A 20,886-nucleotide genomic window follows, 5' to 3' on the forward strand; every position below is an offset into this window, starting at 1 on the left:
GGACGGGAGCTGGCTGCGCAGCGAGCCGTTGGATTCAGGACGCGACGGGAGTGCTCGCGAAGCAGCCGGCGGACGGGAGTGCCCGTCTCGGGCACGGACGGGAGCTGGCTGCGCAGCGAGCCGTTCGATTCAGGGTGCGGCGGGCGCAGTCGGTGCGGCGGGCGCGGCGGCGGGCTCGGTGCCCGGGGTCGCAGTCGTGGCCGCGCCTTCGGGCGGCGGCGGAGCGACGGGCGCGGCGACCGCGACGGTGCGGCGCAGGAAGCGAGCGCGGCGCGCCGGCTCGAGCACGTCGGCCGCCACGATGTCGGGGTGATTGCCGCCGACCTGGATGTCGTTGGGGTTGCGCAGCAGCAGGCTCAGCCCGCCGCGCTGGCGCGCGATCGTGAGGAGCGCGCCCTGCTCGACCGTGACCTGCAGCGTGATGTTCGTCGCGCGGCCGAAGCGCACGTCGCGGGTGTCGCCGCGCGAGCCGCCGGTCGTCGGGGCCTCGACCGCGTCGCGCACCTCGAACTCCTGGCCGACCGCGAGCACGAGGATGTTCTCGAGCACCACGACCTGACGCCAGGTGTCGGGCAGCTCGCGGCTGCCGACGGTGAGCAGCACGTCGACGCGATCGCCCGGGCGCAGCAGGCCGCCGAACGTCGAGGTCGGGCGCGCCATGATCGTCACCGCGCGCTGGCCGGAGGGGATCGTGCCCGAGAGGGTGCGGCGCGCGTCGGACATCGCGCTGAGATCGGTGCGGAGGACCGCCTCGCCGGCGTGCACCGCCTGGGCGAGCGGCAGGCCGATCAGGTCGCGCATGCCGTCGGCCGGGATGTGGCGCTCCTCGAGGTAGCTCTGGGGCACTTCCTTCGTGGTGAGCCACTCGGCGCGCACCGGCTGACCGAGCTCGATGTCGATCGCCGCCGCGACCACCTCGATCGTCTGGCCGCCCGCCTCCTCGGCGCGGAACTGGTCCTGGTACATCCAGAAGACCAGGACGCCCATCACGAGGAGCGCCGCCGAGAGCATGAGGAGGGTGCGGTTCATCCGAGATCCGAGATGGGTAGGTAGGCTCGTTCGCGCGCGGGTCGCTCGTCAACCCCTCGCAGCGTCCGGCGCAGGGAGGACGGCGCGCACCCGCTCCGCGGTCGTCGCGTGGGCGTAGCGCAGGATCGCGTCGAGCGCGCACTCGCCGGTCGCGAGCAGGTTCGCCTGCACCGCGCCCGCGGCTGCGCCAGGGGCCTCGCGGGGGTCGTGGATCGCGGCGAGCGTCGCCAGCGCGGCGCCCTGCGCGCTCTGGACCGCGGGGTCGCTCGGCATCGAGAACGCGGCCTCGAGCGCAGCGGGGTCGGGGGCCTCGGCTCCGTCGCACCACGCGCGGGCAGAGGCGAGCGCGGCGCGTGTGCTCGCATCGTCGACCACCTCGAGCGCGAGCTCGGCGCACCCGCAGGCCGCGCGGACCAGCGCGCGCCGGTCGGTCCCCTCGAGGGTCGCCGCGATCGCGAGGAGCCAGTCGCCGCGCGGGCACGCGGTCCACGCCGCGCTCCAGTCGTCGCCGAAGGGCTCGGCCCACGCGACCACGTCGCGGTAGGCCCCTCGGGCCTCGAGCCATCGCGCCAGGCTGCTCACGGCGCGCGCACGATAGCGCGCACACCGGCGCCGCGTCATGCTCGCGCCCCCGAGATGCTCCGCCTCTTCGTCCTCTGCTCGCTCGCGCTCGCCGCGTCGTTGCTCGGTGCGTGCGACCAGGGCGAGCCCGAGGGCGAGAGCTCGCTCGACGCGTGCAGCAACGGGCGCGACGACGACGACGACGATCTCGTCGACTGCTCCGATCCCGCGTGCCGCGCGTACGTGTTCTGCCTCTCGAACGACGCCGGTGCGGACGCCGGGCCCGTCGACGCGGCGCCGCTGCCCGACGGAGCCGTCTGCGTGCGTCCGATCGACGTGGTGCTCACCGTCGACGTGTCGAGCTCGATGGGCGCGCCGCTCGCCGCGCTGCGCGACGCGTCGGCGACGCTGATCGAGCGGCTGCAGCAGCTCGACCCGAGCGCGCGGGTGTCGCTCGTCGTGTTCGTCGACGACGCGCTCGCGATCGACGAGTGCGCGCCGCTCGACGCGACCGCGCTGCACGATCAGCTCGAGCTCTGGCGGGTGCGCTCCGAGGACAACCGCAGCCCGGTGAGCGACACGTACAACACCGACTGCCCGGAGAACTCGCTCGACGCGCTGATGCTCGCGACTCGTGGATGCCCGTGGCGCGCCGGCGCGGCGCGGCTCGTCGTGCACGTCACCGACGACACGTTCGCCGAGCGTCCGACCGTGCTCAGCGGGCCCTTCGGCGGCGGGATCGTGGTGCAGTCGACCTACGCCGAGGTCGGCGAGGCGATGGAGGACGCGGGCGTGCGGATGATCGCGCTCACCCGCACCGGCGCCGGCCAGAGCTGCGGCGCGGGGCGCAGCCCCGACGTGGGCCAGGGGTTCCAGACGCCCTATCGCGACGCGCTCACGCTGCCCGAGCTCACCGGCGGTGTCGCGCTGCTCCTGCCCGATTTCGTCGCGGGGAACGTCGACGTCGTGAGCGCGATCGTCGACCGCGCGCAGCTCGCGTGCGAGCCCTGACGTCGCGTCGCACCTGCAACGGTGTTGCTGTTGCGCCGGGTCGCCCCCGGCTCTAGCCTCGACCTCGTGGCGACCCTCGCGACGAAAGCACCGCGCAAGAGCGGCGAGCTCAAGACGCTCCTGCGCGACGCGGGGCTGCGCGCGACCGCCGCGCGCACGGCGGTGTTCCAGTGCCTGATCGACGCGGGCGGCCCGCTCTCGCACGCCGAGGTGTGTGATCGCCTCGCCGACGCGGGCTTCGATCGCGCGACCGTCTATCGCAACCTCGCCGACCTCACGGAAGCGGGCCTGGTGCGCCGCACCGACCTCGGCGATCACCTCTGGCGCTTCGAGCTCACGACGAAGGTGGAGCACCCGATCGACGAGGTGCACCCGCACTTCGTCTGCACCGAGTGCGGCACCGTCGCGTGCCTCCCCGAGGGCGCGGTGACGCTGAATCCGGTGAAGGGCGCCCCGAAGTCGTTCAAGACCGGCACCGTGGAAGTGCAGGTCCGAGGCACCTGCAACGGCTGCGGGTAGCCGCTCGCGTCCCCAGCCCGGCCCCCGTTGCATCGGGTCCCCGGCTATGCGACCTTCCGCGGCCATGCCTTCGGGGCGGCCCCTCGTGCTCGCATCGACGTCCGCTGCACGCCGCGCGCTGCTCGATCGTCTCCGCCTCCCCTACGAGGCCGTCGCGCCAGTGTGCGACGAGGACGCGATCGCGGGGCCCAGCGCGGAGGAGACCGCGCAGCTGCGCGCGCTCGCGAAGGCGGAGAGCGTGGCGCGCGTGCGCCCCGGTGCCGTGGTGATCGGCTCCGATCAGGTGGTCGAGCTCGACGGTGAGCTGCTCGGGAAGCCCGGCTCGCCCGAGCGCGCGGCCGCGCAGCTCGCCCGGCTCGCAGGGCGGGAGCACCGTCTCGTCACCGCCGTCGCGCTCGTCCAGGACGACGCGAGCGAAGTGCGCACGAGCGTCCATCGCATGGCCATGCGTCCTCTTGCTGGCGACGAGATCGGGCGTTACGTGGCGGCCGATGGGCCCAGCCATTGCGCTGGCAGCTACAAGGTCGAGAGCCTCGGGATCGCGCTGTTCGATCGTATCGAGGGAGACGACTGGACGGCGATCGTGGGGCTTCCGCTTCTCGCGGTGAGCTCGATGCTCCGCGGCGCGGGGTTCGCATTGCCGTAGGGGCATGCCCTGGAGTTCTCGTGCTGCGGTCTCCCGCAGCGCGACCATGACCGAAGTGCGACCGTGATCGAGTAGAGGGGAATCCAATGGCGAAGGCACGCACGACCGAGAAGAGCGGAGCGAAGAAGACGGCCGCGACGACGACGACGAAGGCGAGCGCCTCCGAGCGCCCCGCCAAGCCGGCCGCGAAGCCCGCCGCCGCGGCTCCGTCTGCGGTCGAGAAGCCGGCCGCCGCCGCGAAGCCCGCGGCCGCCGCGTCGCCGAAGGAGCGCACGGCCGCCGGCACGATGTCGAACAACCAGCCGATCCCCGACGCGTCGCAGGTGCGCGCGCATCCCGACGCGAAGCTCAGCGCGAAGGAGATCCAGGGCCTCTACCAGAAGCTCATCGACGAGCGGAACCGCGTGCTCAGCGGCTTCGATCGCCACGTGAGCGAGGCGCTGGAGGACGGCGACGTGCTCGCGGACGAGATCGACATCGCGCAGCGCTCGACCGACCAGGCGTGGCTCTTCCGCTTCGCCGACAAGGAGCGGAAGCTGCTCATCGAGATCGAGGCCGCGCTCGAGAAGATGCGCTCGGGCGAGTACGGGCTCTGCGAGGGCACCGACGAGCCGATCGGCTTCAAGCGCCTCGAGCTGCGCCCGTGGACGCGCTACTCGGTCGGCTACAAGGAGCTGCTCGAGCGCGAGAAGGCGCAGCACACGCGCTGATCGCGATCGCGATCGACGAGAGAGCGCCGCACCCTCGCGAGAGGGGCGGCGCTCTTCGCATTTCAGAGCGCGTGCTGGGCGAGGAAGCGCAGCGTCTCGCGCTCGGCCGCGCGCGCCGCATCGGGAAGGTGCTCGGGCGAGCCCTCGTCGGTGAACAGGTGCTGTTCACCCACGTACCGATGCACTTCGATCGTGGGCACGCGCGCCGCGAGCTGCTCCACCGCGCTCGCGTCGACCCACGGGTCCTCGGTCGTGACGTGGATCTGGAGCGGCACCGACGCCGGCCACGCGTCGAGCTCGAGCGCTTCGATCGGCAGCGCGCCGTGGAGCAGCACCGCGCCGCGCGCGCCGGGCCGCGTCGCCGCGAGCAGCTGCGCCGCGCCGGTGCCCATCGAGAAGCCGACGTAGAGCGCGTCGCTCGGCACTTTCTCGACCGCGACGAGCGCGCGACGGATCAGCTCGCCGATGCCGAGCGCATCGCGCTTGGCCACGCCCTGCTCGAGCGTGTCGAAGACCTCTCCGTCGTAGAGGTCGGGCGTGGTGACGGTGTGGCCCGCAGCGCGCAGCCGATCGGCGAAGCGCGTGATGGCAGGACGAAGACCGAGGGCGGAGTGGAAGACGACGATGTGACTCATGAGGAGCATCGTGGCGTGCGCGATGGCACCGTCATGTCACCGTTGTCGCCGTGAACCGTACGGATCGCCTTTATGCGCTCGCCGAAGAGCTCCGCCGGCAGGGCCGCAGCTCGACCTGGCTCGCCGAGCGCTTCGAGGTCTCGAGCCGCACCATCAAGCGCGACATCGCCGCGCTCGTCGAAGCGGGCGTGCCGGTGATCGCCGACGAGGGGCGCGGTGGTGGTTATCGGCTCGCGCGCTCGGCGAACCTGCCACCGCTCACGTTCACCGCGGGCGAGGCGACGGCGATCGCGATCGCGCTCGCGGCCGAGCCCGACGCGCCGTTCCGCGCCGAGGGTCGCGCTGCGCTCACCAAGGTCCTCGGCGCGATGACGCGCGAGCAGCGCATCGATGCGAAGGCGCTCGCGGGGCGCGTGTGGATGCGCGGGCCCGCGACGGCGGTGCGCGATCGCAGCGCGCGCGTGCTCGACGAGGCGCTGCGGCTCGGGCGCGTGGTGAACGTCGCGTACGACGACAGCGAGGAGGGCCTGCACGATCACGTGGTCGAGCCGCTCGCGTTCGCGCGCACCCACGGGCACTGGTGGCTGCTCGCGTGGTGTCGGACGCGCGAGGCCGGGCGCTGGCTCCGGCTCGATCGGGTGCGTGGCGCGCGGCTCACGCGCGAGCGTGCGACGATGGATCGTCCGCTCGATCGCGTGTTCGGCGAGCCACCTCCCGATGCGGGCCCGGTGCGCCTCGAGTGATCGTCGCGTATGGTCGGCGCCCTGGAGGCCTACGACATGTCGATCTTCTCGAGCTCCGTTCTCTCGCGCGCTGCGCTCTTCGTCTCGATCCTCGCAGCCGGCTGCGGCGGCGGCTCGTCCGAGCCCGCGCAGCAAGAGCAGACCGAGACCGCCGGTGCCGAGGAGGAGTCGATGACGCTCGATGCGTTCGTCGGCGAGCTCGCGCGTCAGGCGGGCCCCGCGCTCTGCGGCACCGAGGACGCGCCGCTGCGCGAGTGCTTCATGGTCGACGAGTCGGAGTGCGGTCAGCTCTTCAATCTCGCGATGACCGAGTGCGGCAACCAGCTCCGCAGCGAGCTGCCCGCGACCGTCGACGCGTCGAACGCCGACGCGACCGCGACCTCGATCTCGCAGTGCGCGGGCACCGCGTACCGCATGGGCCTCGAGCAGAACGGCCGCGTTCGCGCCGAGTGCCAGCAGCAGCCCGCGCAGTGATCACCACTCGACGTCGAAGGTGCAGCGCTGCTTCGCACCTTCGATCGTCGTCGAGCGCACGGTGATCCGCGGGATCGGCGCGTCGTGCGAGCGCATCGTGCCGATCACGATGCCTTTGAAGACGCTCGGGTACATCGGGACGGGCTCGGCCAGCGCGCGCCACACCGCGCTGCTCGGGCCCGTGATCTCGAGCGCGTGTTGGTTGCCCTGCACCGAGAGGCTGTACGCCTCGACGAGGCGCCCGAGGATCCCCGCGGGATCGCTGCCCATCAGCACCGACATCGTGCGGCCCACGATGCTCTCGCGGAACACCGGATAGAACGTCTCCGCGATCGCCTGCATCGCGTCGGGCAGCGCGCGTCCCGGATGCAGCAGCGGCGCTGCGTAGAAGAAGAGCTTGTAGAAGTCGCGGTGCGGATAGAGCGTGAACGAGTGCGTCGCGCGCGGGATCTCCGCCTCCGCGACGATGCGCGCGGCCACGCTCGGACCGACCTGCGCGCGCAGCGCCTTCACGAGCCCGTCGAAGAACATCCCGCGCGACTGGATGTCGCTCGGGAAGTCGAGCAGCGCCTTCACGATGAGCGCGCGATCGCCGGGCGACACCTCGATGCGCCGCGTGAACGCCTCGACGTCGCTCGGCGAGATCGCGCCCCGTCCCCAAGTCATCGACATCGCGTCACCCGCATCGGTGGAAGAGGTTCGGTCGACCCTGCCGATATCGCCACTGGTCGACGACCTTGAAAGGCACGAAGCACGCGGGCTCGTCGAGTGGCCACACCCCGCAGCGCGGACCGGGCGACGCGATCGCATCGAGCACGTGGTTCGTCGCGCGGCGCGCCGCTTCGTTCGCGGCCTCCATCGTCGCGAGATCGGTGTGGGTGCGGACGTAGTCGGACGCGAGGAAGAAGTTGGGGATGCGCGTCTTCGACTCCGGTCGATCGCGCCACGAGTCGATCGTGTTCACGAGGAGCGGCTCGAGGTTCTCGACCGTGTTCGGGTTGGGCCAGACGATCGAGTCGTCGAGGAACCACGAGCGCATCGACCCCGAGAGACGGCTCGCCACCTCGGGGCTGAACGAGCGCAGCACTTGCGCCCACACCTCGTCCTTCACTTCGTCCTTCGTCGCCAGCTCCTTCGCCGGCTTGTGGAAGAGGATCCCCGGCGTCTCCCAGTCCGACACGTCGACCGAGAGCACGCCGCGGATCGTTCCGTCGCCGTAGCCCGAGAGCGATCGACGCCAGAACTGCGCCTGCGAGATCGACGTGAGCGCCCACGGCGAGTCCGCGTAGATCGTGTGGCCGTGCACCAGCGGCACGTCGTCGGCGAGGAAGAACTGGATGCCGTTCATCCACTCGGTCCGCAGGCGCCGCAGCAGATCGAGGCCGGGATCGAGCGAGATCATCGCGGGCGTGAGCAGCGCGACCATGCGCTCGACCGGCAAGCACGAGACGTAGTAGTCGCCGGTCGCGGTGAACGTCGTGCCGTCGCTGCGCTCGATGGTCACGCCCGAGATCCCGCCGCCCGCGACGTCGATGCCGACGATCTCGTGCTCGGTGTGATAAGCGACGCCGAGCGACGTCAGATGCGCGCGCCACGGCTCGAGCCACACCTCGCTCGTCGGGCCGCTGAGCAGGCGATCGAGCGTGCCCTCGGGCTCCATCAGATCGAGCAGCAGCTGGATCAGGATCGCACCGACGGTGCGCGTGCTGCCCTCTTCGGCGCGCATCGCGACGAGCGATCGCGTCAGGCCGATCACGAGGTACGTGCGGTACGGCAGCGACATGCGCGCGGCCTCGGTGAAGTCCCACCACGCGATCTTCTCGAGCTCGCCGAGGCGCCGCTCGTCGCAGCTCGTGAGGAGCTCGAGGATGCGGATCGCGAAGAAGATCGCCTCGCGCGGAGGGATGCCGAGGCGCGCCTCGAGGACCGCGCGGATCGCCTGGTACCACTCGTCGAGCGAGCGCGGGAAGCGCGCGACGAGCACCGGATCGTCACCGTGATCGCGCGCGATCTGGAAGCGCGTGGCCTGCACGAGGTTGTCCGCGACGCCGTTCACGTTCCCGGGGAACGGGATGCGCCGCATCGTGTCGGGCAGGTGGCGATAGAAGCCGGGGAAGAAACGGAAGCCGTGCTCGCCTGGCAGGTCGTGACGGCCACCGGTGCCCGAGCCGGGCACCCAGATGCTGCGCGCCTTGCCGCCGGCGATCGCGCGCATCTCGTGCACCTCGACGTCGAGACCGCGCTCCGCGAGCTCGTGCGCTGCGCTCATCCCCGCGACCCCGCCCCCGAGGATCACGACCTTCGTCATCGAGCGTCCTTGTCGCCTCGAACGGGGTCGCCACGCAAGGGGCGCTGACGAGATCGAGATGGAGATGCAATCGAGTTGCGAAAGGAACCGGCTTGCGATAGATCCGCCCCGCTTTGCGGTTTCGAGCGAGAGAGGTCGGCGCGATCGCGGTCGCGATCGGCGTGGGGTGCGCGACGGCGCTGGCGTCCGTGCCGGCGTTCGCGCAGGACGCGGGCGACGTCGATGCGGGCGTGCAGCCACCGCCCGTCGAGGCAGAGCCGCCGGTCGAGGAAGCGCCGGTCGACGAAGCGCCGGGTGAGGAAGCACCGGCAGCGGCGACCCCGCCGCGCCTGATCTCGGCGCCCGATCCCCACTATCCCGAGTCGCACGCGACGATCGGGATCGAGCCCACCGTGCATCTGCACGTGACGGTCGAGATCGACGGCTCGGTGAGCGACGTGCACGTCGAGCATCCTGGCGATCCCGAGTTCGATCAGGCGGCGATCGACGCGGTCACCTCGTGGCGCTTCGAGCCCGCACGACGGGGCGACACCGCGGTGCGCAGCCGCACCCGTCTCGCGGTCCGCTTCCACGCGCCCGATCCCACGACCCGGGTCGCGGAGCCCGATCCTCACGCCGGCGATCCCCACGGGCACGAGCACGACGAGCACCATCCGCCGGAGCCCGAGCCCGTCGCGCCCGAGCCCGAGGTCGCGCCGCCGCACTTCGAGGCCCGCGCGGTCAGCGATCCGCTCGAGGAGTCGCGCCGTCCCCGCGCTGCGAGCCAGTACCGCATCGGGCGCGACGTGCTCGAGGCCGCGCCCCATCGCGACGGTGCGGACATGCTGAACACCGCGCCCGGCGTGTACGTCGCGCGGCCCGAGGGCGATGCGGTCGCGCAGCAGATCTTCCTGCGCGGGTTCGACGCGGAGCACGGGCAGGACATCGAGCTCACGATGGGCGGAGTCCCGCTCAACCTGCCCTCGCACATCCATGGCCAGGGTTATGCCGATCTCGGGTTCGTGATCCCCGAGGTGGTGCGGGGACTGCGCGTCACCGAGGGTGTCTACGATCCTCGGCAGGGTGATTTCGCGACTGCGGGATCGATCGACTTCGATCTCGGTGTCGCGCGGCGCGGCATCCAATTCCGCACCAGCTACGGCTCGTTCGACACGTTCCGCGCATTGATCCTCTGGGCGCCCGAGGGCGAGCGCGAGGAGACGTTCGGCGCGGCGCAATATCGACGCACCAGCGGCTTCGGTCGCAATCGAGCGGGCCAGTCGGGGGGCGCGCTCGCACAGGTGGTGTTCGGAGAAGGCGCGATCCGTGGGCGCGTGCACGGCTCGATCTGGGCGGCGCGCACTGCGATCGCGGGGATCCTTCGGCGCGACGACGTCGAGGCCGGGAACGTGGATTTCCTGGGCGTGTACGACGATCCGAGCGCGCTCGCGCAGTCGGGGCTCGCGGCGCGCGCCCACGTCGCGGGCTCGATCGAGATGCGCGGAGAGCGGGGCTCGTTCGGCGAGCTCGGCGCGTGGCTGCAGTGGCACGACTTCCGACTGCAGGCGAACTACACCGGATACACCGAGCGCTCGGAATTCGAGCCGGAGTGGGTGGGGCGCGGTGATCTGATCGAGCAGCGCAACGAAGTGCTCGCGCTCGGACTGCGCGGTCGATATCGCTCTCCGCTCTATCAGCCGTTCGAGTGGGCCCGTGGGTTCGTCGAGGTGGGACTCACGGGGCGCATCGACTCGATCGGTCAGCAGCAGAACCTGATCGAAGCCCCGCAGAACCAGACCTGGGATCGCCGCGTCGACGCCGACGTCCGCGCGCTCGACGTGGGCGGCTACTTCGATCTCGACTGGTGCATCTCCGACTACGTGCACCTGCGCGGCGGTGCGCGCGCCGACGTGCTGTTCTACGACGTCGACGATCGCCTGGGGAACTTCATCCCGGCGTTCCGTCGCGAGACGTACATCATCGGGTTCCGCCGCAGCGCGTTCGGGGTCGCAGCGGGCCCGCGCGCCGCGATCGAGGTCACGCCCTTCGGCGTGGATCACGATCTCGTGCTCTCGATCGCGTACGGCGAGGGATATCGCTCGCCGCAGGCGCGACAGCTGCAGGACGGAGAGGGCGCGCCCTTCGCGAAGGTGCGCTCCGGCGACGTGGGCGCGCGCATGGTGCTCGGCGACCACGATCAGGTGCGGATCCACGCGTCGGGCTACCTGACGAACGTGAGCGACGACACCGCGTTCGATCCGCGTGAAGGGCGGCTCGAGCGGCTCGGTCCGACGACGCGCATCGGCGGTGCGCTGTGGGTCGAGGCGCGGCCCTGGTCGTTCCTCACCAGCGCGCTCTCGGTGACCTACGTGCACGCGACGCTCGACGCGCCGCCTCCGCCGTCGATCGAAGATCCCGCGCCGCCTTACGAAGAGGGCCAGTCGCTGCCCTACGTGCCGCCGGTGGTGGTGCGCGCGGATCTCTCGGTCGGAGAGCGGTTGTTCGACATCGACGGGATTCCGCTGTCGGGGCGCGTCGGGCTCGGATTCTCGTTCTTGTCGCCGCGACCGCTGCCCTACGGACAAGAAGCGGACGCGATCGGGCTGCTCGATGCATCGGTGTCGGTGCGGTGGAGCGCGCTCGATCTGAGCGTCGAGGTGCTCAATCTGACCGACTCGCGATATGCGTCGGTCGAGTACTCGTATGCATCGAATTGGGATCGCGACTCGGTCGCGTCGCGCATTCCGGCGCGCCATTTCGCGGCCGGCGCGCCGCTCACGGTGAACGTCGTGCTGGGAGTGACGCTGTGACGCGCGGGTGGATCGCAGCCGCGATGATCGTTCTGGCGGGATGCGCCGAGACCGGGCGCGAGTACGTCGAAGTGCCGCTCTTCGTGGCGGGCGGAGAGTCGTCGTTCTCGTCGGAGGGATGGACGCTCACGCTGACGCGCGCCGACGTCGCGTTCGGACCGCTCTATCTGTGCAGCACCGAGAGCGCGTCACCCGAGCACTGCGAGTCGGCGATCCTCGAGCTGACGTCGGCGGTGACGATCGACGGAGTGGATCCCTCGCTGCAGTCGGTGGGGAACACGTTCGGGATCACCGGCACTGCTCGCTCGGGGATGTGGGACTACGGGATCTCGTGGCTGCCGACCGAGACCCGCGCGCGTCCGCTCGAGGGCGCGGTGGACGGCGAGAGCTCGGCGCGCTTCGTCGCGCAGGTGACGCACGAGGACGGTCGCGCGTTCGAGGTGCAGGCGGATCTCGCGATCGCGCCGAGCACCCGCGGGGTGATCGTGGTGCGCGGACGTCGCGTCGAGGAGCACGAGATCACGTCGAGCGACGACGCGCTCACGGTGCGCGTCGATCCGATCGCGTGGTGGCAGCGCGTCGATCTCGATCGGCTCGCGGCGCGCGCCGCGGAGGGTGAGGACCCGGTGGTGCTCACACCGGACGATGCGGACTACGAGGCGCTCGTGCTCGCGATGACCGCGGGTGAGCTGCCTGCGCTCTCGTGGGGAGCGCCCGAATGACGAAAGGACTCTCGATGATGCGTGCGCGGATGATCTTCACACTCTCGACGCTCGCGGGTCTCGCGGCGTGCGGCGACGACGGGCTCTCGACGGGCGCGCTGCAGGCGCAGCTCGCCGCCGAAGAGACGATCACCGACGGAATTCCGGCGGGCGAGGGAGACGACGTGATCGTCGACGGATGGAGCGTGACCTTCGACAAGTACGTCGTGGCGATCGGCGACATCGAGGTCGAGGGCGGCGGCGACGGGCACTTCCACGCGGAGGGCGCGACCGTCGTCGATCTCGCGCAGCTCCCCGAGGGTGGCCTGCCGCTCGCGACGTTCGAGGACATGCCGACGGGGCTGTGGCCCGAGGTGTTCTATTCGACGCCGGCGGCGACGGCCGAGGCGACCCGTGATGCATCGGTGTCGCAGACCGACTTCGATCGCATGGTCGCGGGCGGATGCACGTATCTGATCGTCGGCACGATCACCAATCCGAGCGGACAGCGCTGCATCCGCGGCGACGACACGATGTGCACGAGCGCGACCGAGATCGACTTCGATCTCTGCGTCCCGGCGCCCACCGTGTTCGGCCCCTGCGAGAGCGACACCGGCATCGAAGGTGTGGTCGTCGCCGAGGGCACGACGACGGCCGTGACCTTCACGATCCACGGCGATCACCTGTTCTTCAACGGCTTCCCGATGGGCGCCGAAGCAGTGGTCGAGCGTCGCGCGCAGTGGCTCGCCGACAGCGACGTCGACGCCGACGGCACCGTCACCCAGAGCGACCTCGAGAGCATCGGCGCGAGCGATCTCGGCCAGCTCCTCGCCGGCTACGAGCTCGGCGGCGCCCCCGTCGTCGACGCATCGAGCCCGTCGATCGACACGGCGTGGGAGTACCTCCAGGCGCAGCTCAAGACGCAGGGCCACTTCCAAGGCGAAGGCGAGTGCCTCTGGGACGGCATGGGCCACGAGCACGAGTGACCCGTGGAGGACCGACCACCGAGGGCCGCAGAGGACCACAGAGAAGAACCGTCTCTTCTCCGATCTCTGCGGCTCTCTGCGGCCCTCTGCGGTGAATTCTCATTCCCCGCCGAAGTCGACGCGCGGCACTTCGCGAGCGCCAACGTCCGCCTCGAAGTACTCGCGCCTCGGGAATCCGAACATCCCTGCGAACAGGTTCGTCGGGAACGTCGAGATCCGAGCGTTGTAGTCGCGCACCGTCTCGTTGTAGCGGCGTCGCTCCACGGCGATTCGATTCTCGGTGCCTGCGAGCTCGTCCTGCAGTCGCGTGAACTGCTCGCTCGCGCGCAATTGCGGGTAATTCTCCGCGATCGCCAGCAGTCGACCGAGCGCCGAGTCGAGGGCCTGGCTCGCCTCCGCCGCTTCCTCGGGGCCCCGTGCGCCGAGCAGTCGACTGCGCGCGTCCGCGACCTGCGTGAAGATCTCGCGCTCGTGCGACGCGTAGCCGCGCACCGTCTCGACGAGGTTCGGGATCAGATCGGCGCGCCGCTGCAGCACGTTGTCGACCTGCGCCCACGACGCGTCGACGCCTTCACGCGCCTGCACGAGCCCGTTGTACTGGCCCACGCCCATCGCCGCGATGCCCAGCACGAGCAGCACCACGACGCCGACGACGATCCACGTTCTGCTCATCACGCTTCCCCTCCCGCGGCGACCACGAGCTGGTCGATGCGCACGACCATCTCCGCGATCTCGCGGTGATAACGTCCATAGACGACGCTCGCGTCGAGCGTCGGTGAGCCCTCGCTCGCGATGCGCGCGACCTCGTCGAAGGGCGCGACCTCGAGGCCCAGCTTCGCGCAGAGCGCGCGCGTCACCTCGCCGTCGTGCACCGGCACTGGCTCGCCGAGCAGGTGCAGACAGCCGCGCCACACCGGCGCGAAGCTCACGTACGACGCCGCGAGCAGCTGGCGCAGCGGCTTCGCCACGCCGCGCGCTTCGACGAATCCCTCGCGGAGTCGCATCAGCTTCTCGCGCAGATCGCGCTCGCACTGGATGCGCAGGTGCGCGCGATCGACCTCGAGCCCGACGACGGGATCGCTGCCGTGCAGCACGCGGTGGTGGCGCTGGATGTCGAAGAGCTCGATCGGGAAGACGTCGAGCGAGTCGCGGATCAGCGCGCGCGTGAAGAAGCGCGGCCACGGCTGGTCCTGGGTGATCCACCAGTGCACCGGGTCGTGCAGCAGCGAGAGCGTCGCGGGCTCGAGATCGCCGAGCACGATCATCAGGTGCAGCGGGCTCACCGCGCGATAGCTGTCCCCGTGAGCCTCGGGCCCGTAGAGCACGACGCTCTCGAGGTTCGGACCGAGCGCCTTCGTGAGGCGCGACACCATCTGCGTGAGGAGCACGTCTCGTCGCATCGTCGTCCCTCAGAACCCGCGGCCCGCGCCGCCTCCGCCGAACCCGCCACCACCGCCGCCGAACCCGCCGCCGCCACCCCCGCCGCCGAATCCTCCGCCCCCGCGATGACCCCCGCGCGAGCTCAGCAGCATGAGCATGAGCAAGCGCGGATGACGGATCGCGAGATAGAGGAAGACGATCCCGATCAGCGCCCAGAGCACGAGCTGCATCGGCCCCGGTGCTTCGGCCGCGGGACGCGCGCTCGGCGCCACGGCGCCGGTGAGCGTCACGCCGTACTCCTGCGCGGCGATCGCGGCGAGCGCGAGATCGAGGCGCAACAGGCCCTCTCCGAATCGATTGGCACGCAGGTACGGGATCGCGTGCTCGTCGATCAGCGCGCCCACTCGACCATCGGGCAGAAAGCCCTCGGTGCCGTACCCGGTCGCGACGAAGATGCGGCGATCGTCCCGCGAGAACGCGATGACGAGCCCGCGATCGCGCCCCTCGCCGCCGATGCCCCAGGTGTGCCCGAGCCGCACCGCGAGCTCGTCGATCGTCTCGTCCTGCAGCGCCGGCACCGTGATCACCACGATCGCGACGCCGGCCTTCGCGTAGAGCTCGTGATTGACCTGCTCGATCACCCGCTCGCGCTCGGGGTCGATCACCTCGGCCAGATCGTAGACCGCGCGATCGGTGCGCGGCGGCAGCGGGGTCTGCGCGTGCGCGACGCTCGCGCCGAGCGCCCACACCGCGAGGATCGCGAAGAAGGCGCGCAGTGGACGATCGTGTCGCTCGGCCTTCATCCCGGTCCTGGCCACGTAACCACTACTCCGGACCTGGCCAACTCTCGTTGTACGAGACTGGCGTTCCCCTGCGCGGGGCTCCAGGTTCTGCACCCGAAATGCAACTCGACGATCGTTTCGTGCGCGAGCTCCCCGGTGACGTCGACGGCGCCCCGCGCCCGCGCCAGGTGCGCGGCGCTGCGTGGTCCAAGGTGTCGCCCACGCCGGTCGCGAAGCCGCGCTTGATGGTCGCAGTGCCCGAGGTCGCGGCGCTCCTCGATCTCACGACGGCCGATCTCGAGTCTCCCGAGATGGTCGAGGTGCTCGCGGGCAATCGCGTGCTGCCCGGGATGCAGCCCTACGCCGCGTGTTACGGCGGGCACCAATTCGGGCACTGGGCGGGACAGCTCGGCGACGGTCGCGCGATCACGCTCGGCGAGGTGATCAACACGCGCGGCGAGCGCTGGGAGATGCAGCTCAAGGGCGCAGGTCGCACGCCCTATTCGCGCACTGCGGACGGTCGCGCGGTGATGCGCTCGTCGGTGCGCGAGCTCGTGTGCAGCGAGGCGATGTTCCACCTCGGCGTGCCCACCACGCGCGCGCTCTCGCTCGTCGCGACCGGCGAGGACGTGATCCGCGACGTGATGTACAGCGGCGATCCGCGCCCCGAGCCGGGCGCGATCGTGTGCCGTGTCGCGCCCTCGTTCCTGCGCTTCGGCAACTTCGAGATCTTCGCGTCGCGCGACGAGATCGATCTGCTGCGCGCGCTCGCCGATCACACGATCCGCACGCACTTTCCTCAGCTGATGGCGCCGCATCTCGGCGCGCCCTCGCGCGAGACCTACGGCGCGTGGCTCGCCGAGGTGTCGCGGCGCACCGCCGAGATGGTGATGCACTGGATGCGCGTGGGCTTCGTCCACGGCGTGATGAACACCGACAACATGTCGATCCTCGGGCTCACGATCGACTACGGCCCCTATGGATGGCTCGAGGGCTACGACCCGAGCTGGACGCCGAACACGACCGACGCGGGCGGTCGTCGTTATCGCTACGGGCACCAGCCCAACGTCGCGTGGTGGAACCTGCAGCGCCTGGCGCGCGCGCTGGTGCCGCTGGTGGGCGACGACGTCGCGATCCTCGAGCGCGCGCTGATGACGTACGGCGAGACGCTCGAGGCACGCGAGGCCGAGATGATCGCGAACAAGGTCGGACTGCGCGCGCTCGACGTGGGCGCCGCCGGCGACGACGTCCCGCTGGTGCAGGAGCTCTACGAGCTGCTCGAGGCGTTCGAGACCGACATGACGATCTTCTTCCGCCGTCTCGCCGACGTGCCGAGCGATCCCGGCGATGCGACCGACGCCGCGCTGGTCGCGACGATCGAGGACGCGTTCTACGGAGAGCCGCCCGAGGATCATCGACATCGCGTCGCGGAATGGCTGCGTCGATATGCGGCGCGGGTGCGCGTCGACGGAACCAGCGACGTCGATCGCCGCGCGAAGATGAACGCGGTCAATCCGAAGTACGTCTGTCGCAACTACCTCGCTCAGGTCGCGATCGACGACGCGGAGAAGGGCGATCCCGGCAAGGTGCTCGCGCTGCTCGACGTGCTGCGACGCCCCTACGACGACCAGCCGGGCAAGGACGAGTACGCGATGAAGCGCCCCGAGTGGGCCCGGCATCGGGTCGGGTGCTCGATGCTCTCCTGCAGCTCGTAGCACCGGTGAGCCACTAGCCCTAGTGTGCCTCGCGCGCTGAGCACCACCACATATCGCTTGACGACGTAGCGTCACGTCGCCTATGGTCGCCCTCGTGCTGGTGCCCGGGCGTTCGCTCGGGCGAACAGGGAACCTGGTGTGAATCCAGGGCTGCCCCGCAGCGGTCAGCGAGAACGAACGCCGTGACGGCGCACTGGTCTCCGTGAGGAGATCGGGAAGCGACGGCCAGTAGGAATCGCGTCCTCGGACGCGAGCGCTCGTGAGCCCGAAGACCTGCCAGCGCCCGAATGCGGGAGACATCCGCCATTCGGTTCGACCTGGGGCCTCGTGGGAGGGCCGACGGTGATGTCGAGCGTCGCGCTCGATCTCCAGCCGTCGTGCTCGCTCGCGTGGATCTCGGCCGCCCGCGGGGGCGGAGGTCGCACGTGCGCGGCACCATCGTCGCGCGCGTCGCGCCCTCGTCCGTCCGCACGACGACGACGCAGGGGAGGACGACGCGATGCTGCAGATCGAGACGAGCGAATCGAGCACTCGGACGACGATGCGCGTGACCAAGCGAAATGGCGCGCGCGAGCCAGTCGATGTCGACAAGATCGTGCGCGCGGTGCGTCGCTGCGCCGGTGGGCTCGACGACGTCGATCCGATGCGCGTCGCGACGCGCACCATCGGCGGTCTCTACGACGGTGCGACCACGCGCGAGCTCGATCAGCTCTCGATCCACACCGCGGCCGCGCTGATCGCCGAAGAGCCGCAGTACGCGAAGCTCGCGGCGCGCCTGCTCGCGTCGTACGTCGACAAAGAAGTGCGCGGCCAGGAGATCCACGCGTTCTCGCAGTCGATCGCGGCCGGACACCGGCTCGGCCTGGTCAATGATCGCCTGTTCGACTTCGTCGCTCGACATGCGCGCAAGCTGAACGACGCGATCCGTCCCGAGCGCGATCAGCTCTTCGAGTACTTCGGACTGCGCACGCTCTACGATCGCTATCTGCTGCGCCATCCCGAGGCGCGCCTGGTGGTCGAGACGCCGCAGCAGTTCTTCCTGCGCGTCGCGACCGCGCTCTCCGAGTCGGTGAGCGACGCGCTCGAGCTCTACGAGCGCTTCTCGACGCTCTCGTACCTGCCGAGCTCTCCCACGCTCTTCAACTCCGGCACTCGCTACGAGCAGCTCTCGAGCTGCTTCCTCCTCGACTCGCCGGAGGACGATCTCGGCAGCATCTATCGCCGTTATGCCGACGTCGCGATGCTCTCGAAATTCTCGGGCGGGATCGGCCTCGCGTACCACCGGGTGCGCGCCCGGGGCTCGCTGATCCGCAGCACGAACGGGCACTCCAACGGGATCGTGCCGTGGCTCAAGACGCTCGACGCGAGCGTCGCCGCGGTCAATCAGGGTGGCAAGCGCAAGGGCGCGTGCTGCGTCTATCTCGAGCCGTGGCACGCCGACGTCGAGGAGTTCCTCGAGCTGCGCGACAACACCGGTGACGAAGCGCGGCGCACCCACAACCTCAATCTCGCGAACTGGATCCCCGACCTCTTCATGCGTCGTGTCGAGTCCGACGCCGACTGGTCGCTCTTCGATCCCAAGCGTGTTCCCCACCTCGTCGATCTCTATGGCGACGAGTTCGATCGTGCCTACGAGGACGCCGAGCGCGCGGGCCTGTTCGAGCGCAAGGTGCGCGCGCGCGAGCTCTATGCGCGGATGATGCGGACGCTCGCCCAGACCGGGAACGGCTGGATGACGTTCAAGGACAAGTCGAACCGCGCCTGCAACCAGACCGCGCTGCCCGGTCGCGTGGTGCACCTGTCGAACCTCTGCACCGAGATCCTCGAGGTCACGTCGCAGGGCGAGACCGCGGTGTGCAACCTCGGATCGATCCAGCTCGGCAAGCACGTGGTCGGCGGCGAGCTCGACCACGCGATGCTCGCGGAGACCGTGCGCATCGCGGTGCGCCAGCTCGATCGCGTGATCGACCGCAACCACTACCCGATCGAGACCGCACGCGCGTCGAACCTGCGGTGGCGCCCGGTGGGCCTCGGGGTGATGGGCCTGCAGGACGTCTTCTTCCAGCTGCGATTGCCCTTCGACAGCGACGCGGCGCGCGCGATCTCGAAGAAGATCGCCGAGGAGATCTACTTCCACGCGCTGAGCGCGTCGGTGGAGCTCGCGATCGAGCACGGCGCCCACCCGGCGTTCCCCGAGACCCGCGCCGCGCGCGGAGAGCTCCAGTTCGACGCGTGGGGCGTGACGCCCACCGATGTCGAGCGGTGGAACGTGCTGCGGGAGCGCATTCGCGCCCACGGCCTGCGCAACTCGCTGCTGATCGCGATCGCGCCGACCGCCACCATCGCGTCGATCGCCGGGTGTTACGAGTGCATCGAGCCGCAGGTCTCGAATCTGTTCAAGCGAGAGACGCTCTCCGGCGATTTCCTCCAGGTGAATCGATATCTGGTCACCGAGCTCAAGGCGCTCGGGATGTGGAACGAGTCGATGCGCCAGCGCCTCAAGCTCGCCGAGGGATCGGTCCAGTCGATCGAGGAGATCCCCGCGGAGATCCGCGCGATCTATCGCACGGCGTGGGAGATCCCGATGCGCTCGCTGATCGACATGGCCGCTGATCGCGGCGCGTTCCTCGATCAGAGCCAGTCGCTCAACCTGTTCATCGAGAGCCCGAGCATCGGACAGCTTTCCTCCATGTACATGCATGCATGGAAGCGCGGACTGAAGACCACCTATTACCTGCGCTCGCGCCCTGCGACGAAGATCGCGAAGGCGACGGTGCCGACGCCCACGCCCGCACCGCCCTCGCCGACGCCGCTCGCGTCGGTGATGTGCTCGCTCGAGAACCCCGAGAGCTGCGAGGCGTGCCAGTGAACGCGCTGCTCGATCCCGGCCTCTCGCTGACGCTGCGGCCGATGCGATATCCGCAGTTCTTCGAGATGTACCGCGCTGCGATCAAGAACACCTGGACCGTCGAAGAGGTGGACTTCGCGACCGACGTGCACGACCTGCGCGCGAAGATGAGCGACGCCGAGCGCCACCTCGTGCAGCGCCTCGTCGCGTTCTTCGCGACCGGCGACTCGATCGTCGCGAACAACCTCGTGCTCTCGCTCTACAAGCACGTGAACGCGCCCGAGGCGCGCATGTACCTGTCGCGGCAGCTCTACGAAGAAGCGCTGCACGTGCAGTTCTATCTGACGCTGCTCGACACCTACGTGCCCGATCCCGACGAGCGCGCGCGCGCGTTCGCGGCGGTCGAGACGATCCCGTCGATCCGCAAGAAGGCGGAGTTCGCGCTGCGGTGGCTCGACTCGGTGCACGACATGACGCGCCTCGAGACCCGCGAGGATCGCCGGCGCTTCGTGCTCAACCTGATCTGCTTCGCGGCGTGCATCGAAGGGCTCTTCTTCTTCGCGGCGTTCGCGTACGTGTACTTCCTGCGATCGCGCGGATTGCTGCACGGGCTCGCGGCGGGCACCAACTGGGTGTTCCGCGACGAGAGCGCGCACATGGCCGCCGCGTTCGAGATCGTGCGGGTGGTGCGGGAGGAGGAGCCCGAGCTCTTCGACCTGCAGATGGAAGCGGACGTGCGCGCGATGGTCGCGGAGGCGATCGAGTGCGAGGTGCAGTTCGCCGAGGACCTGCTCTCGGGCGGCGTGTCCGGGCTCTCGGTGCGCGACGTGCGCGAGTACCTGCAGTTCTGCGCCGATCAGCGCCTCGCCACGCTGGGATGGAGCCCGGGGTACGGCGCGAAGAACCCGTTCGGGTTCATGGATCTGCAGGACGTGCAGGAGGTCGCGAACTTCTTCGAGCGCCGGGTCTCGGCCTACCAGGTGGGCGTGACCGGCACCGTGACGTTCGACGACGCATTCTGATCGGGAACTTTCGCCGCACGGCGCGGT

At 70.1% G+C, this 20,886-nt stretch carries 20 protein-coding genes and 1 riboswitch; of the genes, 12 read left to right on the forward strand and 8 right to left on the reverse strand.

Translation table 11 applies throughout. From position 1 onward, the window contains the following. Positions 1-129: 129 nt before the first annotated feature. Both cpaB and I5071_RS35980 read right to left on the reverse strand, forming a co-directional pair. The gene (cpaB, locus tag I5071_RS35975) at positions 130-1,029 is read right to left on the reverse strand and encodes a Flp pilus assembly protein CpaB (RefSeq protein WP_236517877.1); all 900 of its coding nucleotides are present in this window, start codon (positions 1,027-1,029) and stop codon (positions 130-132) included. Between the two features lie 48 nt (positions 1,030-1,077). Further along, positions 1,078-1,611, reverse strand: a complete 534-nt coding sequence (locus I5071_RS35980) for a hypothetical protein (RefSeq protein WP_236517878.1) — start codon at positions 1,609-1,611, stop codon at positions 1,078-1,080. 54 nt (positions 1,612-1,665) lie between these two features. On the opposite strand from I5071_RS35980, the gene I5071_RS35985 reads away from it, so the two are divergent. The 4 genes from I5071_RS35985 to I5071_RS36000 all read left to right on the forward strand — a co-directional run bounded on the left by I5071_RS35985 (position 1,666) and on the right by I5071_RS36000 (position 4,476). Beyond that, positions 1,666-2,601, forward strand: coding sequence for a hypothetical protein (locus I5071_RS35985; protein ID WP_236517879.1), 936 nt, complete (start codon positions 1,666-1,668; stop codon positions 2,599-2,601). Positions 2,602-2,667: 66 nt separating this feature from the next. Beyond that, positions 2,668-3,120, forward strand: a complete 453-nt coding sequence (locus I5071_RS35990) for a Fur family transcriptional regulator (protein WP_236517880.1) — start codon at positions 2,668-2,670, stop codon at positions 3,118-3,120. Between the two features lie 64 nt (positions 3,121-3,184). Beyond that, the gene (locus I5071_RS35995; protein WP_236517881.1) at positions 3,185-3,766 is read left to right on the forward strand and encodes a Maf family protein; all 582 of its coding nucleotides are present in this window, start codon (positions 3,185-3,187) and stop codon (positions 3,764-3,766) included. A gap of 86 nt (positions 3,767-3,852) precedes the next feature. Beyond that, the gene (locus I5071_RS36000; protein WP_236517882.1) at positions 3,853-4,476 is read left to right on the forward strand and encodes a TraR/DksA family transcriptional regulator; all 624 of its coding nucleotides are present in this window, start codon (positions 3,853-3,855) and stop codon (positions 4,474-4,476) included. 62 nt (positions 4,477-4,538) lie between these two features. Here the strand turns inward: I5071_RS36000 and I5071_RS36005 are convergent, their stop codons facing one another. Then, positions 4,539-5,111, reverse strand: a complete 573-nt coding sequence (locus I5071_RS36005) for a dienelactone hydrolase family protein (RefSeq protein ID WP_236517883.1) — start codon at positions 5,109-5,111, stop codon at positions 4,539-4,541. Positions 5,112-5,161: 50 nt separating this feature from the next. On the opposite strand from I5071_RS36005, the gene I5071_RS36010 reads away from it, so the two are divergent. Both I5071_RS36010 and I5071_RS36015 read left to right on the forward strand, forming a co-directional pair. After that, the gene (locus I5071_RS36010; protein ID WP_236517884.1) at positions 5,162-5,854 is read left to right on the forward strand and encodes a helix-turn-helix transcriptional regulator; all 693 of its coding nucleotides are present in this window, start codon (positions 5,162-5,164) and stop codon (positions 5,852-5,854) included. A gap of 9 nt (positions 5,855-5,863) precedes the next feature. Next, a complete protein-coding gene (locus I5071_RS36015; RefSeq protein WP_236517885.1) occupies positions 5,864-6,328 on the forward strand; it encodes a hypothetical protein in 465 nt (154 codons plus the stop codon). Here I5071_RS36015 and I5071_RS36020 read toward each other — a convergent pair whose 3' ends face one another. Together I5071_RS36020 and I5071_RS36025 are read right to left on the reverse strand one after the other, a co-directional pair. Beyond that, complete coding sequence (locus tag I5071_RS36020) at positions 6,329-7,000, reverse strand: DUF2378 family protein (RefSeq protein ID WP_236517886.1); 672 nt, start codon at positions 6,998-7,000, stop codon at positions 6,329-6,331. 4 nt (positions 7,001-7,004) lie between these two features. Continuing rightward, on the reverse strand, positions 7,005-8,636 hold the full coding sequence (locus tag I5071_RS36025; RefSeq protein ID WP_236517887.1) for a hydroxysqualene dehydroxylase: 1,632 nt from the start codon (positions 8,634-8,636) through the stop codon (positions 7,005-7,007). Between the two features lie 113 nt (positions 8,637-8,749). Here I5071_RS36025 and I5071_RS36030 point away from each other — a divergent pair, with 113 nt between their 5' ends. From I5071_RS36030 to I5071_RS36040, 3 genes are read left to right on the forward strand one after another with little or no spacing between them, the layout of a single operon-like run. After that, positions 8,750-11,425 carry a TonB-dependent receptor domain-containing protein gene (locus tag I5071_RS36030; protein WP_236517888.1) on the forward strand — a complete coding sequence of 892 codons (2,676 nt, stop codon included), beginning with the start codon at positions 8,750-8,752 and terminating at the stop codon, positions 11,423-11,425. 23 nt (positions 11,426-11,448) lie between these two features. Beyond that, entirely contained in the window at positions 11,449-12,147 is a 699-nt protein-coding gene (locus I5071_RS36035) for a hypothetical protein (RefSeq protein WP_236517889.1), read from the forward strand. A 29-nt stretch (positions 12,148-12,176) separates the two neighbouring features. Next, the gene (locus tag I5071_RS36040) at positions 12,177-13,112 is read left to right on the forward strand and encodes a hypothetical protein (RefSeq protein WP_236517890.1); all 936 of its coding nucleotides are present in this window, start codon (positions 12,177-12,179) and stop codon (positions 13,110-13,112) included. Positions 13,113-13,211: 99 nt separating this feature from the next. On the opposite strand, the gene I5071_RS36045 is transcribed toward I5071_RS36040, so the two are convergent. The 3 genes from I5071_RS36045 to I5071_RS36055 are packed head-to-tail and all read right to left on the reverse strand — an operon-like array spanning position 13,212 to position 15,310. Next, positions 13,212-13,784, reverse strand: a complete 573-nt coding sequence (locus tag I5071_RS36045; RefSeq protein ID WP_236517891.1) for a LemA family protein — start codon at positions 13,782-13,784, stop codon at positions 13,212-13,214. Next, on the reverse strand, positions 13,784-14,512 hold the full coding sequence (locus I5071_RS36050; RefSeq protein WP_236517892.1) for a hypothetical protein: 729 nt from the start codon (positions 14,510-14,512) through the stop codon (positions 13,784-13,786). Before I5071_RS36050 ends, I5071_RS36045 begins: the two co-directional genes overlap by 1 nt. Before the next feature lie 9 nt (positions 14,513-14,521). Continuing rightward, positions 14,522-15,310: a TPM domain-containing protein gene (locus tag I5071_RS36055; protein WP_236517893.1), complete on the reverse strand. Its 789-nt coding sequence runs from the start codon at positions 15,308-15,310 to the stop codon at positions 14,522-14,524. A gap of 83 nt (positions 15,311-15,393) precedes the next feature. Here I5071_RS36055 and I5071_RS36060 point away from each other — a divergent pair, with 83 nt between their 5' ends. The 3 genes from I5071_RS36060 to I5071_RS36070 all read left to right on the forward strand — a co-directional run bounded on the left by I5071_RS36060 (position 15,394) and on the right by I5071_RS36070 (position 20,859). Then, entirely contained in the window at positions 15,394-16,989 is a 1,596-nt protein-coding gene (locus I5071_RS36060) for a protein adenylyltransferase SelO (protein WP_419249611.1), read from the forward strand. Between the two features lie 81 nt (positions 16,990-17,070). After that, a riboswitch (cobalamin riboswitch) is annotated at positions 17,071-17,285 on the forward strand. 203 nt (positions 17,286-17,488) lie between these two features. Beyond that, the gene (locus I5071_RS36065) at positions 17,489-19,858 is read left to right on the forward strand and encodes a ribonucleoside-diphosphate reductase subunit alpha (protein ID WP_419249612.1); all 2,370 of its coding nucleotides are present in this window, start codon (positions 17,489-17,491) and stop codon (positions 19,856-19,858) included. Between the two features lie 41 nt (positions 19,859-19,899). Further along, positions 19,900-20,859 carry a ribonucleotide-diphosphate reductase subunit beta gene (locus I5071_RS36070; RefSeq protein WP_419249682.1) on the forward strand — a complete coding sequence of 320 codons (960 nt, stop codon included), beginning with the start codon at positions 19,900-19,902 and terminating at the stop codon, positions 20,857-20,859. Positions 20,860-20,886: the final 27 nt, after the last annotated feature.

Origin of the sequence: Sandaracinus amylolyticus, assembly GCF_021631985.1 — a bacterium.
Classification (GTDB): domain Bacteria; phylum Myxococcota_A; class Polyangia; order Polyangiales; family Sandaracinaceae; genus Sandaracinus; species Sandaracinus amylolyticus_A.